Origin of the sequence: Bosea sp. NBC_00550, from assembly GCF_026020075.1 — a bacterium.
Taxonomy (GTDB): domain Bacteria; phylum Pseudomonadota; class Alphaproteobacteria; order Rhizobiales; family Beijerinckiaceae; genus Allobosea.
Genome location: NZ_CP102772.1, coordinates 3,457,619 through 3,472,756, shown reverse-complemented (window position 1 = coordinate 3,472,756; position 15,138 = coordinate 3,457,619). Strand labels below are relative to the sequence as shown.

General features: G+C 67.2%; 11 protein-coding genes. 3 read left to right on the top strand and 8 right to left on the bottom strand.

Annotated elements, in window-relative coordinates:
* Nucleotides 1-30 precede the first annotated feature (30 nt).
* The 4 genes from NWE53_RS16645 to NWE53_RS16630 form a co-directional block, all read right to left on the bottom strand.
* Nucleotides 31-1,110, bottom strand: a complete 1,080-nt coding sequence (locus NWE53_RS16645) for a siderophore-interacting protein (RefSeq protein ID WP_265050489.1) — start codon at nt 1,108-1,110, stop codon at nt 31-33.
* Nucleotides 1,103-3,100: a Fe(3+)-hydroxamate ABC transporter permease FhuB gene (fhuB, locus tag NWE53_RS16640; protein ID WP_265050488.1), complete on the bottom strand. Its 1,998-nt coding sequence runs from the start codon at nt 3,098-3,100 to the stop codon at nt 1,103-1,105. Before fhuB ends, NWE53_RS16645 begins: the two co-directional genes overlap by 8 nt.
* Entirely contained in the window at nt 3,093-3,983 is an 891-nt protein-coding gene (locus NWE53_RS16635; protein ID WP_265050487.1) for an ABC transporter substrate-binding protein, read from the bottom strand. Before NWE53_RS16635 ends, fhuB begins: the two co-directional genes overlap by 8 nt.
* 223 nt (nt 3,984-4,206) lie before the next feature.
* Nucleotides 4,207-6,426 carry a TonB-dependent siderophore receptor gene (locus tag NWE53_RS16630; protein ID WP_265050486.1) on the bottom strand — a complete coding sequence of 740 codons (2,220 nt, stop codon included), beginning with the start codon at nt 6,424-6,426 and terminating at the stop codon, nt 4,207-4,209.
* 229 nt (nt 6,427-6,655) lie between these two features.
* Between NWE53_RS16630 and NWE53_RS16625 the strand changes: the two genes are divergently transcribed.
* From NWE53_RS16625 to NWE53_RS16615, 3 genes are all read left to right on the top strand, one after another.
* Nucleotides 6,656-7,555, top strand: coding sequence for an AraC family transcriptional regulator (locus NWE53_RS16625; RefSeq protein WP_265050485.1), 900 nt, complete (start codon nt 6,656-6,658; stop codon nt 7,553-7,555).
* Nucleotides 7,556-7,807: 252 nt separating this feature from the next.
* The gene (locus tag NWE53_RS16620; protein ID WP_265050484.1) at nt 7,808-8,614 is read left to right on the top strand and encodes an ATP-binding cassette domain-containing protein; all 807 of its coding nucleotides are present in this window, start codon (nt 7,808-7,810) and stop codon (nt 8,612-8,614) included.
* Between the two features lie 23 nt (nt 8,615-8,637).
* Nucleotides 8,638-10,392: an ABC transporter ATP-binding protein gene (locus NWE53_RS16615; protein ID WP_265050483.1), complete on the top strand. Its 1,755-nt coding sequence runs from the start codon at nt 8,638-8,640 to the stop codon at nt 10,390-10,392.
* 28 nt (nt 10,393-10,420) lie between these two features.
* Here NWE53_RS16615 and NWE53_RS16610 read toward each other — a convergent pair whose 3' ends face one another.
* The 4 genes from NWE53_RS16610 to NWE53_RS16595 are packed head-to-tail and all read right to left on the bottom strand — an operon-like array spanning nt 10,421 to nt 15,114.
* On the bottom strand, nt 10,421-11,281 hold the full coding sequence (locus tag NWE53_RS16610; protein ID WP_265050482.1) for a glycosyltransferase family 2 protein: 861 nt from the start codon (nt 11,279-11,281) through the stop codon (nt 10,421-10,423).
* 16 nt (nt 11,282-11,297) lie between these two features.
* Complete coding sequence (locus NWE53_RS16605) at nt 11,298-12,755, bottom strand: polysaccharide pyruvyl transferase family protein (protein WP_265050481.1); 1,458 nt, start codon at nt 12,753-12,755, stop codon at nt 11,298-11,300.
* Nucleotides 12,752-13,936, bottom strand: a complete 1,185-nt coding sequence (locus tag NWE53_RS16600) for a hypothetical protein (protein WP_265050480.1) — start codon at nt 13,934-13,936, stop codon at nt 12,752-12,754. Before NWE53_RS16600 ends, NWE53_RS16605 begins: the two co-directional genes overlap by 4 nt.
* The gene (locus NWE53_RS16595) at nt 13,933-15,114 is read right to left on the bottom strand and encodes a polysaccharide pyruvyl transferase family protein (RefSeq protein ID WP_265050479.1); all 1,182 of its coding nucleotides are present in this window, start codon (nt 15,112-15,114) and stop codon (nt 13,933-13,935) included. The genes NWE53_RS16600 and NWE53_RS16595 overlap by 4 nt, the downstream gene beginning before the upstream one ends.
* Between the last annotated feature and the right edge of the window lie 24 nt (nt 15,115-15,138).

The window sequence follows — 15,138 nt, the reverse complement described above, 5'->3', positions numbered from 1 at the left end:
ACCCGTTACGGGGCGCGGCCGGCGGGGCTCTCAATCGCCGTGGTCGTGCACGTCGGAATGGCCGCGGCGCCAATAGGCCGCGACGAGATGGCGGTCCTTCGGCAGTTTGCGCTCTTGGCGCAGATGCTTGCGGATGGCGCGCGCGGCAGCCTGCTCGCAGCCCGCGAAGACGAACGGGTCGCCGCTCTCCGGCAGCGCGATCGAGCGGACAGCGTCAGGCAGCAGATCCGTCGAGCCGGCCGATGCGCCGTTGCGATGCAGCCAGATGACCTCGATTGCGGCGTCGGACAGGATTTCCTGCTCCTCGGCCCCGTCGGCGACCTCGATCACCACCGCCGCGCGGGCGGTGGCGGGCAGCGAGGTGGCGATGCGCGCGATCGCCGGCAGGGCGGTCTCGTCCCCGCAGAGCAGATACCAGTCGGCCGGCGCGACGTCGCCGCCGCCCGGTCCGAGCAGGCCGACACGGTCGCCGGCCCCTGCGTTGCGCGCCCAGACCGAGCCTGGCGAATCGTCGTGCAGCACGACGTCAACGGTCAACTCCCTGCGCTGATGGTCGATGGCGCGGATGGTGTAGACCCGCTTCACCAGTTCGTCCTCGCCTTCCGGCCAGATGACACGGCTGTCGGCCCCCGCGCTCGGCCAGACCGGCGCGCGCCCCGGCGGTGGGATCAGGACCCGGACATGCAGGCCGCCGCTTTCGAAATGCGCGGTGTCCTCGCAGGCCAAGACGACGCGCCGCATCGTCGGCGTGATGTCATGGGCGCTGCGCACCACCGCCTCGCGGAAATAGGGGATCTGCATCTGCGCGGGGATATCCCCCTGCCAGCTCAGCTCGAACGCTTCTCCCGCGGCGAACTCGAACAGATGCTCGGCGACCGAGGATTTGACGACGAAGAGATAGGTCTCGTTCGCGCTGGTCACGGACAGGTCCAGCGCGCCGTCGGCGACCTCGATCTCGACCGAGCCATAGGGGCCGTCGAGACGAGCGCCCTCCGGGTGGCGTGTCACGCTGCCGTGCTCGGTGAAATGAGCGCAGACGCGATCGAGCACGGCCATCGGATCGGCCAGCACGACGCGCGCGCTCGCATGGAGCTCGATCTCATCAGCCATGCCGGCTTCCTCCGCGGTTCAGCAGCCAGACCAGATAGGGGCCGCCGATCAGCGCGGCGAACAGCCCGACGGGCACCTGATAGGGGAAAGCGACGAGCCGCGCGAGCCAATCTGCGAGGATCATCACGCCGCAGCCGATCAGGACCGACGCGAGCAACTGGTCGCGGCTGCGCGCGAAACCGGCGAGACGGGCGAGGTGCGGGGCGATGAGCCCGATCAGGCTCAACGGTCCGACCAGAAGCGACGCGACCGCCGTCATCAGGGCAGCCAGCGCGGCGAGATAGAGCCGGCTGCGCTCGACCGGCAGGCCGAGGCTGCGGCTCGTCGCCTCTCCCAGCGGCAGCAGGTCGAGCCAGCGCACCGCGAGCAGGAGCGGCGCGATCAGCACGATGCAGGCGATGAGGCCGGTCCAGGCCTCGACTTCGCCGGCGCGGTTGGTCGAGCCCGACAGCCAGACCAGCAGCATGTAGGCGCGCAGATCGCCCTGAGCCATCGCGGTCGAGACCACGGCCATGCAGAGCGCGCCCATGGCGATGCCGGCGAGCAGCAGGCGTTGCGGCCCGACCCCCGGGCGCGCGGCGAAGAGCAGCATGACCAGGAGCACGGCGAGCGAGCCGCCCGCGATGCCGGCCAGCATCGCAAAGGGACTCGCCGGCAATAGGCTGAGCGCAAGCAGCAACCCGACGCCGCCACCGGCGCTGACGCCGAGCACTTCGGGTCCCGCGAGCGGATTGGCGGTGAGGCGCTGCATCAGGCAGCCGGCAGCGCCGAGCAATGCGCCCGCTGTTCCGGCTGCGACGAGACGCGGGCCGCGGAAGGGCAGCAGCTCCCAGAAGAGCGGGCCGGCCGCGAGGCCCCACCCGTCAGGTCCGCGCCCGAGAACAAGGCCGAGCGCAGCGACCGCCATGATGAGCGCGGCAAGCGGCGCGAGAGCCCGGAACGATCTCGAGGTTCGGTCGGCGCCCGGCACGGCGTCGGTTGCCTGAGGCGGCAGGGCAGGCGGGACGCGCCGCATCAGCCACAGCAGCAAAGGCCCACCGAACAGGGCGGTCGCGGCGCCGGTCGGGGCGAGGTCGTTGAAGCCGGAGCCCAGCAGCTGCACGGCGCTGTCGGTGATCGACAGGAGCAGCGCGCCGAGCGTGGGCGCCGCGAGCAGCATCTGGCGCGGCGTACGGGCGCCGAGTTCACGGGCGAGTGCCGGTGCGGCCAGTCCGACGAAGCCGATCACGCCGACCTCGGCCGTGACGCTGGCCGCGAGCCAGATGGCGATGCCGAGCACGGCGAGGCGGGTGGCATGCAGGGCGAGGCCGAGGCTGCGGGCCATATCCTCGTCGAGCCCCAGCAAGGCGAGGGGGCGAAGCAGCAGCGCGGCGGCAAGCGCGCTCAGCAGAAAGCGCGGGCCGAGCGCCAGAGCCACATCCCAGCTCTGCTGGTTGAGCGAGCCGGCGCCCCAGATGAAGAGCGACAGCACATATTCGCCCTTGGCGAGGATGACGGTCGCGCTTGCCGCCGCCGAGACCAGCGAGACCACCATGCCCGAGAGCACCACGGTCATCGGGTCGAGACCGCGGCGCCAGCTCAGGCCGAGGACGAGGGCGACCGCGACGATGGCGCCGACCAGCGCGACGCCTTCGCGCGAGAAGGCGATCAATGCGGGTGCATAGGCCGTGGCGATGGTGAGCGCGAGCTGCGCGCCGGAGGCGACACCTAGCGTCGAGGCGTCGGCGATCGGGTTGCGCAAAACGCGCTGCAGCAGCATGCCGGCGAGCCCGAGCGCGGCGCCGCATATCAGCGCCGTGACGGCGCGCGGCATCAGGCTTTGCCAGAGCAGGATGTTTTCGAGTGCCCGGGCGAGCTCCGGCGAGCCGGGCAGCGGCGGCCGCGTGGCCACGACGGTGGCGAGGAGCGCTGCCGCTGTCAGCGCGGCCAGGAGCCAGGCGCCGGGATGGCCTTTCCGCAGCGGCCGCGCGGGCTGGACGGCTTCAGCCACGCGCCGTCTCCGCCTTGAGCAAAGCCTCTGCCAGCAGCCGCGCGAAGCGCCGTGCCGCGGGCAGGCCACCATAGGGATTGATCGAGCCGAGCTCCAGCAATCGCCCGTCGCGGAGATTGGGCAGGGCGTTCCAGAAGGCGCTGGCCGCGAGCGTGCGCATCGCGCCGGGCGGCACCGGCGGGATCAGCGCGACGAAGGCATCGGGCATGCGAACGAGCGCCTCGAGGCCGATCGGCGCCATGGCGGAATAGCTCGTCTGGTCCGTCCAGGCGTTGGCGAGGCCGAGACGCGTCAGCACTTCGCCGAACATGCTGTCGGCGCCGAAGACGCGGAAATGCCTGGTGTCGCCGAGATTGACCGGGATCACCGGGCGCGCGGCATGGGGCTTCAGCCGTTCGCGCAGGGCCGCGAGTTCGGCCTCGGTCTCGGCGATGTAGCGCTCGGCCCCGGCGGCGATGCCGAGGCGCTCGCCGATGCTGCGAGTCATGGCGACCGCCGGCTCATAGGGGGCTCGCCCCGGCGCATAGATCGAGAAGCTCTCGACCGGCGCGATCCGACGCAAACGTGGTTCGGACGAGACATAGAAGCTGGACGAGTAGATCAGCTCCGGTCGCGACAGCAGCAGCAATTCGAAGTTGACGGTGCCGCGCAGGCCGAGATCGGTGACCCCTGCCGGCACCTCCGGCTCGACCGCGACCTCGCGGAACTGCCGCAATTCCGGTGCGGCGACCGGGGGAGCTTCGAGCGCGAGCAATGTCTCCAGCACCGACCAGTCCACGGTTGCGACGCGCAGGCCGGCCGCCCGGGCCGGCAGCGGCAGGCCCGCAGCCGCGAGAAGCGCGAGTGCGCCGCGTCGTGTCGGGAATGGAGGGAGGGCGATCATCTATCAGGGTCTAGTGCGTGCTGCGTTTTGATTGAAACGCATGTCATCCCGGACGCGGCGAAGCGGAGACCCGGGATCCATGCCTGACGATCTCTTGAGAAACCCGGCATGGATCCCGGGTCAAGCCCGGGATGACGGCGCGGTTCCGTGAAAATTCAATGTGTTCGAGCACAGCCCCAAGGCCGCAGCGGGTGGCTGCGGCCTTGGGTGGTTGATGGTGCCCTTACCAGCGGTAATTCGCCGAGACGGTGACGGTGCGCGCATCGCCGTAGCCGCAGCCGGAATAGCCGTTGCAGCTCTTCACATAGGTCTTGTCGAAGAGGTTGGTGACGTTGACCGCCATGCCCCAGTTGCCGATCTGGTAGCGGATCGCGGCATCGACGAGGGTCGCGGCCGGCACCTTCAGCGTGTTCTCGGCATCGGCGAAGGAGCGGCCGACATAGCGCACGCCGGCGCCGAGCCCGACGCCTTTGAAGAAGCCTTCCGGCACGGTGTAGTCGAGCCAGGCCGAAGCGGTGACCTCCGGGACGACGATCGGCGTCTTGCCGACGAGCAACGGGCGGGTGTCCTTGGTCGTCTTCAGGTCGAAGGCGGTGAAGGAGGCGAGCAGCTTCAGGTCCTTGGTGACGTTGGCCTTGGCCTCGAACTCGACGCCGCGCGACGTCACTTCGCCGAGCTGCTGCTGGGCAAAGAGATTGATCGCCGTCGGCGCCGGGTTCAGCACGTTCTGCTTGGTGAGGTGGAAGACCGAGGCCGTGAGCAGCGCGTCCATGAAGGTCGGCTTGTACTTCACGCCGGCCTCGAACTGCCGGCCCTCTTCCGGACGGAAGGGCTGGGCCGCTCCGCCGGTGAGGTTCGGGTTCGCGTCGAAGACCGGGTTGAAGAAGGTTGCGACGCTGGCATAGGGGGTCAGCCCGTTGGCGAATTCATAGGCGAGGCCGGCGCGGCCGCTCCAGGCGGCCTCCTCTTTCTCGTAGCTCGGCGAGAATAGTAGCCCGGGCGCGCTGACCGACTTCTTGTCGACATAGTCGTAGCGGCCGTTCAGCGTCAGCAGCCAGCCGCCGCCGAAGCGGATCTGGTCCTGCGCGTAGAAGCCGAGCTGATGATGCTTCAGGTCCTGGTCGAGATAGACGCCGGGCATGCCCTGCGGTGCGCCGTAGATCGGGTTGGTCACACTGATCGGCGTGGCGCCGCCCGAAGCCTGCGTGTGGTCGATGTTGAAGTATCTGTAGTCGACGCCGAACAGCAGCGAATGCTGCAGCGGTCCGGTATCGACCTTGCCGTCGATGCGGTTGTCGACCGTGAACGTCCTGACCCGCGTCCGCTCCTGGAAGCCGATGCGGTAGAGCTGGTAGTCCGGCCCCACCGGCTGGAAGCGATTGCCGAAGGGCGAATCCGGAGCGAAGTAGCCGTAGCCGTAGGGGCCGAGCTGCGAGCCCGTCATCACGCCGTAGCGCAGGTTCTGCGTGAAGTTCCAGTTGTTGGCGAACTGGTGCTGGAACTCGTAGCCGACGAGCGTCTGGGTGCGCTCCTGATCGTCGATCGCCGGCTCGCCGAAGAAGGCGTCGCGGCGGATCTTGCCGAAGGGCGCGTTCACCACCGTGCCGACATAGGGCAGGAAGCCGCCGCCGACACGGACCTGATCGAGCGCCGCGTACATACCGTAGGCGGTGAAACGGGTGGCGCCGGTCGGCTGGTAGGTGATCTGCGGCATGATCACGCCGCGGAAATCCTTGGAATAGTCGGTGTACTGGTCGCCGCCCGAGAGTCTGCCCGTCAGGCGCGTGCTCCAGATGCCCTTCTTGTCGCTGACGCCGACATCGATGCCGACATAGGCGTTGCCGAAATTATTGATGCCGACCTCGACATTGCCGAAGTTCTTGCCGTTCGGGCGCTTGCTGACGAGGTTGATGATGCCGCCCGGATTGGCGCCGCCATAGAGCACGGAGGCCGGGCCCTTCAGGACCTCGACGCGCTCGAGCAGGAACGGGTCGATCTGGAAGCCGCCGAAGCCGTAGGAATAGAGCTGGAGGCCGTCCATGAAGACGCCGGTCTGCGTCGCCTGGAAGCCGCGGATGTAGAACCAGTCGGTATCGGGATCGGGCCCGAAGGTCTGCGCGGCGACGCCGGCTGTGTAGCGCAGGGCTTCATCGACCTTGAGGGCCTTGCGATCGTCGATCTCCTCGCGGCCGACCACGGAGACGGCCTGCGGAATCGCGATGATCGGGGTGTTGTCCTTCGAGCCCGTGGCCGAGCGCGTTGCGACATAGCCGTTGACAGGCCCCGCCGCGGTGTCGGCCTGGCCTTCGACCGTGATGGTGTCGAGCTGGACCGTCGGCCCCGGTGGGGTTTGAGCGAGCGCCGCGCCGCCGTAAAGGAGCGCTGCGAGCGATGCAGTCGAGCAAAGAATAAAATGGCTCTTCATATTCGTAAAATAGCACATAACCGGTTCAAGCCCCAATATTGAGTGCCTCAGCAGAATTGGTTGAATTTAGAACCATTCAAAATCGGGGCACTGCTTCACGATGTGCCGTATCATCGTTGCGAAATTCTGGATTGATCGTTCCTGTGATGCATTGAACGTTTCTGGGCGTGCAGGTACAATTGCGGTCTTCGCGTTGCATTTCGATCACGCACCGCGGCGCAAGTGCCCGGCCATCGGAGAGGCAGATATGGGTTTCCAGCCACGCATGCATTCGGTCCGCGAAGGCATCAGCGTGATCGGCTCGCTCAAATACCGCGTCTGGAACGGCGTCGTCGCCGATCTCTGGCAGGCGGAATGCCAGGCCGGGGCGAAAGGCGAGTATGTCTCGGAGCATCCGCGCCTGTTCGTGGTGCTCGACAAGGTCGGGGGCAATTTCGAGACGCGGCTGAACGCATCGGAGCCCGGCGTCTCCAGCCGGGGGCGGGCGCATTCGATCAGCTTCATGCCGGCCGGCGTGCCGGTCTGGGGGCACACGCAGCAGCGCATGCGCATCCGCCATCTCGATCTGCATTTCGATGCGGCCGAGGTGAGCGAGCGCCTCGGGGAGGCCCTGTCGCCCGACCTGCTGACGCAGCCGCGGATCATGTTCTCGAACGAGCGTATCCAGACGCTGGCCCGGCTCATCGCGGGCGAATGCGCCGAACCCCATGGGCGGCACGATCTCTATGGCGACGGGCTGGTTCTGGCCGTGCTGATCGATCTGCTGGGCGTGCGCGGCAGCGCGCCGCGCCGCAGGACCCCGTTGGCGAGCTGGCAGCTCAAGGCGGCGACCGACTACATCACCCAGCATGCGGCGGGCACGATCCGCCTGCAGGACCTCGCCGAGCTCGTCGGCCTGTCGCAATCGCATTTCAGCCACGCCTTCAAGGCCTCGACCGGGCTGCCGCCGCATCAGTGGCAGCTCAAGGCCAGGATCGAGCGCGGCCAGCGCCTGCTTGCTGCCGGCGACAGGTCGCTGACGGAGGTGGCGGTGGAAGCAGGCTTTTCCGACCAGGCACATTTCACCCGCGTCTTCCGGCGCATGGTCGGCGAGACGCCGGCCGCGTGGCGGCGCGGCACGGTGCAGGGCTCGGCGCTGCTCGGCTGAGGCGGGCAATCTGTCGCAGGCCTTTCTTGCGTTCCGTACGCGAGAGCCCTGCACACGGTGACCGGCGCATGGCCGGACCGGACAATGCGATTCTGAAATGGAACACCCTACTTCCGCCATCGGCCGCGGCGGTGTAGGGCGAGGCGCAACGGCTGAAACCCCAGCGACCCCCCGAAGGCGAGTTCGATCATGGAGAGCAAGGCTTCCGCATTTCCGCACGGCGACGGCCTTCTGGCAGCGCAAGCTCTGTCGATGGCGGGGAGCGTTTCCTTGTCAGGCGGCCAGGGCGATCTCTTCGAGCTGGAGGGTTTGACGTTCAGCGTACCGGGCCGCGTGCTGCTGGAGCCGCTGACATTGTCGCTGCCGACGCAGCGCGTCATCGGGCTGATCGGTCATAACGGCTCGGGCAAGTCGACGCTGCTCAAGCTTCTGGCGCGCCAGCAGGCGCCCTCGGGCGGGGCGATCCGGTTCGAAGGCAAGGCGCTCGATGCCTGGAACGGCCGCGCCTTTGCGCGCAAGGTCGCCTATCTGCCGCAGCAGACGCCGCCCTCGTCCGGGCTGCTGGTCAAGGAACTCGTCGCGCTCGGCCGCTATCCCTGGCATGGCGCGCTCGGCCGCTTCGGCGCCAAGGATCGCGAGAAGGTCGCTGAAGCCATGGTGCTGACGGATGTCGAGCGCTTCGCAGACCGGCTGGTCGACACGCTTTCGGGCGGCGAGCGCCAGCGCGTCTGGCTCGCCATGCTGGTCGCCCAGGATGCCGAGTGCCTGCTCCTCGACGAGCCGACCTCGGCCCTCGACATCGCCCATCAGATCGAGGTGCTGTCTCTGGTGCACAAGCTTTCCGCTGATCGGGGGCTCGGCGTCATCGTCGTGCTGCACGACGTCAATATGGCGGCGCGATTCTGCGACGAGATCATCGCGCTGCATTCCGGCAGGATGATCGTCAGGGGAACGCCCGAGGACGTGATGACCTCCGAGCAGCTTGCCCGTATCTACGGCGTCGACATGAGCGTCATCGCCCATCCGCAGACACAGCGTCCGATCGCCCTGCCAGCCTGAGCGCGATCGCCGCGGAGACCGACATGGATCTGATCAAGCGGTTCGCCGCCTATTATCGGCCGCATCGTGGCCTTTTCCTGCTGGATTTCTGCTGCGCGGTCGCGGCCGGCCTGCTCGAACTCGCTTTTCCTGTCGCGGTGACGCTGTTCATCGACCGGCTGCTGCCGACCGGCGAGATCGGCATGATCGCCATCGCCGGTGCCGTCCTGTTCGTCGCGTATCTGGCCAGCGCGGGCCTTCAGGTCGTGGTCACCTATTGGGGCCACATGCTCGGCATCGGCATCGAGACCGAGATGCGCGCCAAGGCCTTCGACCACCTCCAGAAGCTCTCCTTCGGCTTCTTCGACAACCAGAAGACCGGCCATCTCGTGGCACGGCTGACCAAGGATCTCGAGGAGATCGGCGAGGTCGCCCATCACGGCCCGGAAGACCTGTTCATCGCGGTGATGACGCTGATCGGCGCCTTCGCGCTGATGATGTGGGTGCACGCCCCGCTCGCCATCATCACCGCGCTCGTCGTGCCGCTCACGGCGTTCGTCACTATCCGCTACGGCAGCCGCATGACCACGAACTGGCACGCGCTCTACGGCCGGGTCGGGGACTTCAACGCCCGCATCGAAGAGAATGTCGGCGGCATCCGCGTCGTCCAGGCCTTCGCCAACGAGGATCACGAGCGCCGGCTCTTCGCCGAGAGCAACCGCCATTACCGTGACACCAAGCTCCAGGCCTACAAGCTGATGGCGGCGTCGACCTCGCTCTCCTATCTCTCGATGCGCTTCGTGCAGGTCGTGGTGATGCTGGCGGGCGGGTGGTTCGTGGTGCGCGGCGAGCTGTCGGCGGGTGGCTTCGTCGGCTTCCTGCTGCTGGTCGGCGTGTTCTTCCGCCCGGTCGACAAGATCAACGCGGTGATCGAGAGCTATCCGAAGGGCATCGCCGGCTTCCAGCGCTATCTCGCCTTCCTCGAAACACGGCCGGATGTCGCCGATCGGCCCGGCGCCAATCCGATCCAGCGGCTGAAGGGCGACATCGCCTATCGCGACGTACGGTTCGGGTACAGTGCGGAGAGGCCGGTCTTCGCCGATCTCAGCCTCGATATCCGCGCCGGCGAGACGATCGCTTTCGTCGGTCCCTCCGGCGCGGGCAAGACCACGATCTGCTCGCTGCTGCCGCGCTTCTACGAGGTCTCGGGCGGCGCGATCCTGATCGACGGCATCGACATCCGCGACATGACGCTGAAGTCGCTGCGTTCCAATATCGGCATCGTGCAGCAGGACGTCTTCCTGTTCGCCGGCTCGATCCGCGACAACATCGCCTATGGCCGGCTGGACGCGACCGAGGATGAGATCGTCGAGGCGGCCCGCCGCGCCCGGCTCGACGGCGTGATCGCGGCGCTGCCGCAGGGCCTCGACACGGTGATCGGCGAGCGCGGCGTCAAGCTCTCCGGCGGCCAGAAGCAGCGCCTCGCCATCGCCCGCATCTTCCTGAAGAACCCGCCGATCCTGATCCTCGACGAGGCGACCTCGGCGCTCGACACCGAGACCGAGAAGGCGATCCAGCAATCGCTGGCGGAACTCTCGCGCGGCCGGACCACGCTGGTGATCGCGCACCGGCTCGCCACCATCGCCAATGCCGATCGGATCGTCGTGGTCGAGAACGGGCACGTCGTCGAGCAGGGCAGCCACGCCCAGCTGCTCGCCCGCAAGGACGGGCGCTATCGCAGCCTGCATGGTGCGCAGGCCGCCCAGAGCGCTCCGCCCTCAAGCCCCGCGGTCGCCTGAGATCGGGATACCGCCTGCGGCGTCCGCGTCAGAACAAGCCGCGGAAGCTGTCGGGCAATCGCCAGGCTTCGCCGCCGGCGATGTCGAGCGGCGCGACATACATCGTCCCGACCTCGCCGCCGCGCTCCGAGGGCTTGATGCCCTCGATGAAGCTTTGGCAGTAGCGCTCGATCGCCTCGTCCTCCCACTCCCGGCGTTCCAGCCTGTCGAAGCTGCGGTAGAGGTTGAGCAGATCGAGATCGCTATTGCGCTGGTGGTGGCCCTGATCGGCCTGGGCGAAGTCGAGCCCGCGCGTCAGGGATTGCCGGTGCACGCGCTCGCCGAGATCGGCGTATTTCAGGTGGAACAGATAGGCGCCGGAGAAATGCGGCGGGCGGTTGGCGTGGTGGAAGCCGCCGCCCCAGCGCACAGGCTTGCGCACGATCAGCGTCTTGCACATCGGCGAGACGAAGCGGACATGGCCGCGCTGGCGCAGCACCGGGCCGTCGAGCAGAGCCGCGTTCTCCTCCTGCAACATCGGCGTCACGTTGAAGCCGATGCAGGTCGCGTGCTCGAAATCTGTGGCATCCAGCCAGTCGCCGAAGCTCTCGAAACGGCGGGGATCATGGCTGATGAACTCGTCGCAATCGCAATAGATCACGGTTTCGTAGAGTTCGAGCAGCGCACCGACGAGCTTCGAGATGAAGCGTGCGCGCTCCTGATCGTCCAGCGCAGAGCGGGGATAGCGCACGACGCTGACCCCCTGCAGGGTCTCGCGGATTTCCTCGTCGCTGTCGTGATCGACGACATAGAGGTTCTCGCGCCCGACGAGCCCGGAATAATACTCGATCCAGCGCGAGACGTAGAACGCCTCGTTGTACTGCATCGTCACCACGGCGACCTTCTTCATCGCTGGTCTCCGCCGATCACATCCGGTGTGGGACGCCGTTATGGTCGAGGAAGGCCCGCATCCGGTCGTAGGAGGCCGCATAGGACTTCGCGAGCCCGTTCAGCGCCGCCTCGCGATAGACCGCGCGCCAACCGCCCTCTGCCAGCGCCTCCTCGGGCACGACCGGGATCTTCAGCGTCTCCGCCAGTTCCTGGCTGCGCGTGTCGTAGGCGACCAGAACGCCCGGCACTCCGTGTGCGACGGCCGGCAGCACGCCGTGGACGCGGTAGCCGACCGCGAGGTCGACGCTCTGCGCGAAGCGGTCGTAATCCTCGACGTCGAAGAAGGTGAAGAGCTTGCGCTCGTAGATCTCGCGCATGCGTCGGTCGTCGGGGCCGTCCCACCAGCCGGTCCTGGCGAATTCGGCGATGGCCTTCTCCTTCGCTTCCTCGTCGCGCAGGAAGAAGGCCTTCTCCTCCTGCTCGCCATGGGAGGACATCACCATCTCGCTCTGGCCGTCGACCTTGAGCAGGGCGGCGCGTTGGTTGCGCAGATAGGCTTCCGGATCGACCGTGTAGCTCTTGTCGGCCTCGCGACGCAGGCTGAAGGCGACCTTGCGGATCTCGCGCTGATCGGGGACGCGGATATGCAGGTCGCGGTTGCGGGTGCGGAAGATCGAGGGGCAGCCGACGACCTCGACATTGCCGATGCCGTTGCGGCGGAGCGTCTCGGCGCTGAAGGCGCCGCGCACGCCGATGGCCGCAGAGCGGTCTCCTACGATCTGCCAGAAGCGCTTCGAGGCCTCGGACAGCTCGATTGCGCGGTTCTGGCTGGCCTGTGCGCCGACGCCGATGGCGTAGACCGGCAGCTTGACCTTCTCCAGCACCTCGACGGCCTTGAACCACTCCATCTTCTCGTGGATGAAGTTCGAGCCGCGCACGAAGACGAAATCGAAATCGCTCGCATAGCGCTCGATGTCGGCCTCGGTCGGGTTCATGATCTTCATCGGCTCGAGATGCGCATAGCGCAGCAGTTTGAGCGTGGAGTCGAAGACGATCATGTCGCCGATGTTGAAATAGTCGGCGAGCAGCCGCTCCAGCGGGGCGCGATACCAGCGCACCTTGTCGTGTTCGTAGACCTCGCCGGCGGGATAGATGACGAGGGCCCGCAGGTTCTTCGCCGTCGCGACCGGGCGCAGCTCCGAGCCGGGGGCCAGCGCGCCGGTGCGCGCATCGGCGACCGCAATGGCACGCAGCCGCGTCTCGGGCAGGGCGGGCAGCGGGATCGCGATCTCGGCGACGGTCGCGTCGCCGGTGACGAGGGCGCCTGGATGGATCGTGGCGTAGTCCTGCCCGTCGAGCAGGAGCCTCAGGGACGGCCAGCCTCCGCCCGGTTCGCGGGCAACGAGCACGACCACCTCTTCGGTGGTCGCACGCAGGATCTTCATGGTCTGCACGGTCTGGCTGGCGGTGAAATCGTGAGCAGGCGCGTTCATGGTGTCTCTTTCACGATACGGACCTTGATGCGGACGAGGTCGCGCTGCGGCCCCATCTTGCAGCCGGTGACGTGCATCTTGGTCATGAACAGGTAGGGCTCATCGCCCGTCGTCTCGAAATTGCGCGAGGGCGAGGCGGGGTCGGCGACGGCGCCATAGGCGTAGCGCACGCTGTCGCCGCAATCCTTGCTCCACATCGTCGGATGGGTGAGCAGGGTCTGCAGCGGAGACCAGTTCCTCAGGTCCTTCGACCAGCTATAGGCGACGCGGCCGCCGGCAACGCCCTGCTTCGCGTCTGGGCCGAGATGGAAGATGGAGAGCCATAATCCGCTCGCCTCGTGGCGCGTCACCGAGCCGACCGTCGTCGGCAGCACCTTCAGCGGCTGGCAGGGCTTTGCCTGCGCGGTGTCCTGACGGTAGGGGTCGACGGCCGGAACGGTGAAATCCTGCCCGTCGAAGGCGCGCCAGGCCTTCGCATCAGTGATATCGGTCGTGCGGTAGAGGCAGGTGCCGCCCTTCTGGCCCTCGCCGCCGGTCGTCGCGATCAGCGCATACCAGGCGCCGTCCTTCTCGACGATGTTGGAGGGGTTGAAGAAGCCTCGATGACGGCCCTGCCCGACTTCCTGCCGGAAGGCCGGGGCGGCGACGACGGTGGGCGGATCGTCGACCTTGAAGCTTGCGCCACCGTCGCCGGAGCGCGCCGCCGTCACGACGTTGTACCAGCAGGCCATGCCGTCCTTGAACTTGCAGGCGCCGGGGTGGCGGTCGGCGTGATACTCGTCATGCATCAGCGCGTAGACGTCGCGCCCGTCCTTGGTCCAGGTCGCGGCGATCCAGCTCATGTCGCTGAACTGGCTGGGATCGGCGCTGTTCTTCGCCTCGAAGGAGATCGCGCAGGTGGTCTTGATGCGGTCGAGCCCGTTGCCAATTAGCGCGCGGTTGCGATGGTGGCTGGCGAAGGCGACGACTTCGCCCTTGTCGTCCCGGAAGGCGCGCAGCGGCGCGTCAGGGATGTGCCATTCCTGGCAGCGCTCCTTCGACCAGTCGAAGACCGTCTCCTCCTGCGCGCCGGGGGCGATCTCCAGCCGGTAGCGCGGGCCTTCCGCGGCACCGGCGAACGAGGCGGGCAGCAGCGTCGCGAGGAGCAGCGCCGCGCGTGGGAGGCTGCGGGCGGTCCTCATGCCACCTTCCGCTGCGGCTCCGCAGCCGCGCGGCCCGCCATCTTATTGTCGACGCGGTTCTCGACCAGGAAGTCGCGCATCCGCCCGTAGACCTGGGCGTAAGCCGCGTTGAAGCGGTCGAAGCGTGACTGCTCCCAATAATCCTCGAGCCTGAAGTCCTGGCCCGAGAAGACGTCGACGCTCGGGATCTTGAAGGTATCCGCGAATTCGACGGTGCGGCTGTCATAGGTGAAGTAGATCGAGGGCGTGCCGTTGGCGAGCGCCATCAGGTTGCCGTGCAGCCGGTAGCCGAGGACAAGGTCGAGCCCGCGCACCAGCCGCTCATATTCGGCGACCACGTCGGAATAGAACATGCGGCTCTGGTAGAGCCCCTCGACCTGCTCATCGAGATACCAGTCGCGCGCCCAAGCGTTGTCGCGCAGCGCCGCCATGGCTTGCGCCTTCTGCTCGGGTGTGCCGAGCGCGAGCTTCTTCTCCTCGACCTCGCCCTGCGACATCAGCGTGACCTCGAAACGGTCGGCCATCGCCTTCACCAGCGAGCGGTGGAAGGTGAGGTAGCGCTTGATGTCCTGGGCATAGGTCTTGGAGACCTCGCGCCGCAGCGTGACACCAGCCGTCTTGACCTGTTCCAGCGCGGGCAGGCGGATGGCGAGGTCGGGATTGTTGTTCCGGAACGCCGTCGGGCAGCCGATGATGCGGACATTGCGGATGCCGAGATCGTTGAGCACTTCGGCCGAATAGGTGCCGCGCACCCCGAGCGAAGCGGTGGAATCGGAGATCAGCTTGAGGACGGTCTTGGTGTCTTCGCTGAGTTCGAGCTTGCCGCTGACGGGGGCCTGCGCGCCGATGCCGAAAGCGATGACCGGCAGTTTGAGGCGGCGCAGCACCTCGGCCGTGCGCGACCAGTTCATCTGCGCGTGGATGTAGTTCGAGCCGCGCAGGAAGACGTAGTCGTATTCGGCATTGAAGCGGTCGATCGCGGCCGGATCGACATGGGCGATCGGCAGCTCGTCGAGCTTCTCGAAATTCAGAAGCTTGAGCGAGGAATCGAAGACGAAGGCGTCGCCGATGTTGTGATAGTGCTCGATATGGCTGGCGAGATCGGCATAGCGATACCAGCGCACATTGTCGTGGTCGTAGACCTCCCCGGACGGGCTGATGACGAGGATGCGGGCCATGGTTCGGTTCTCCCCTGTTTTATG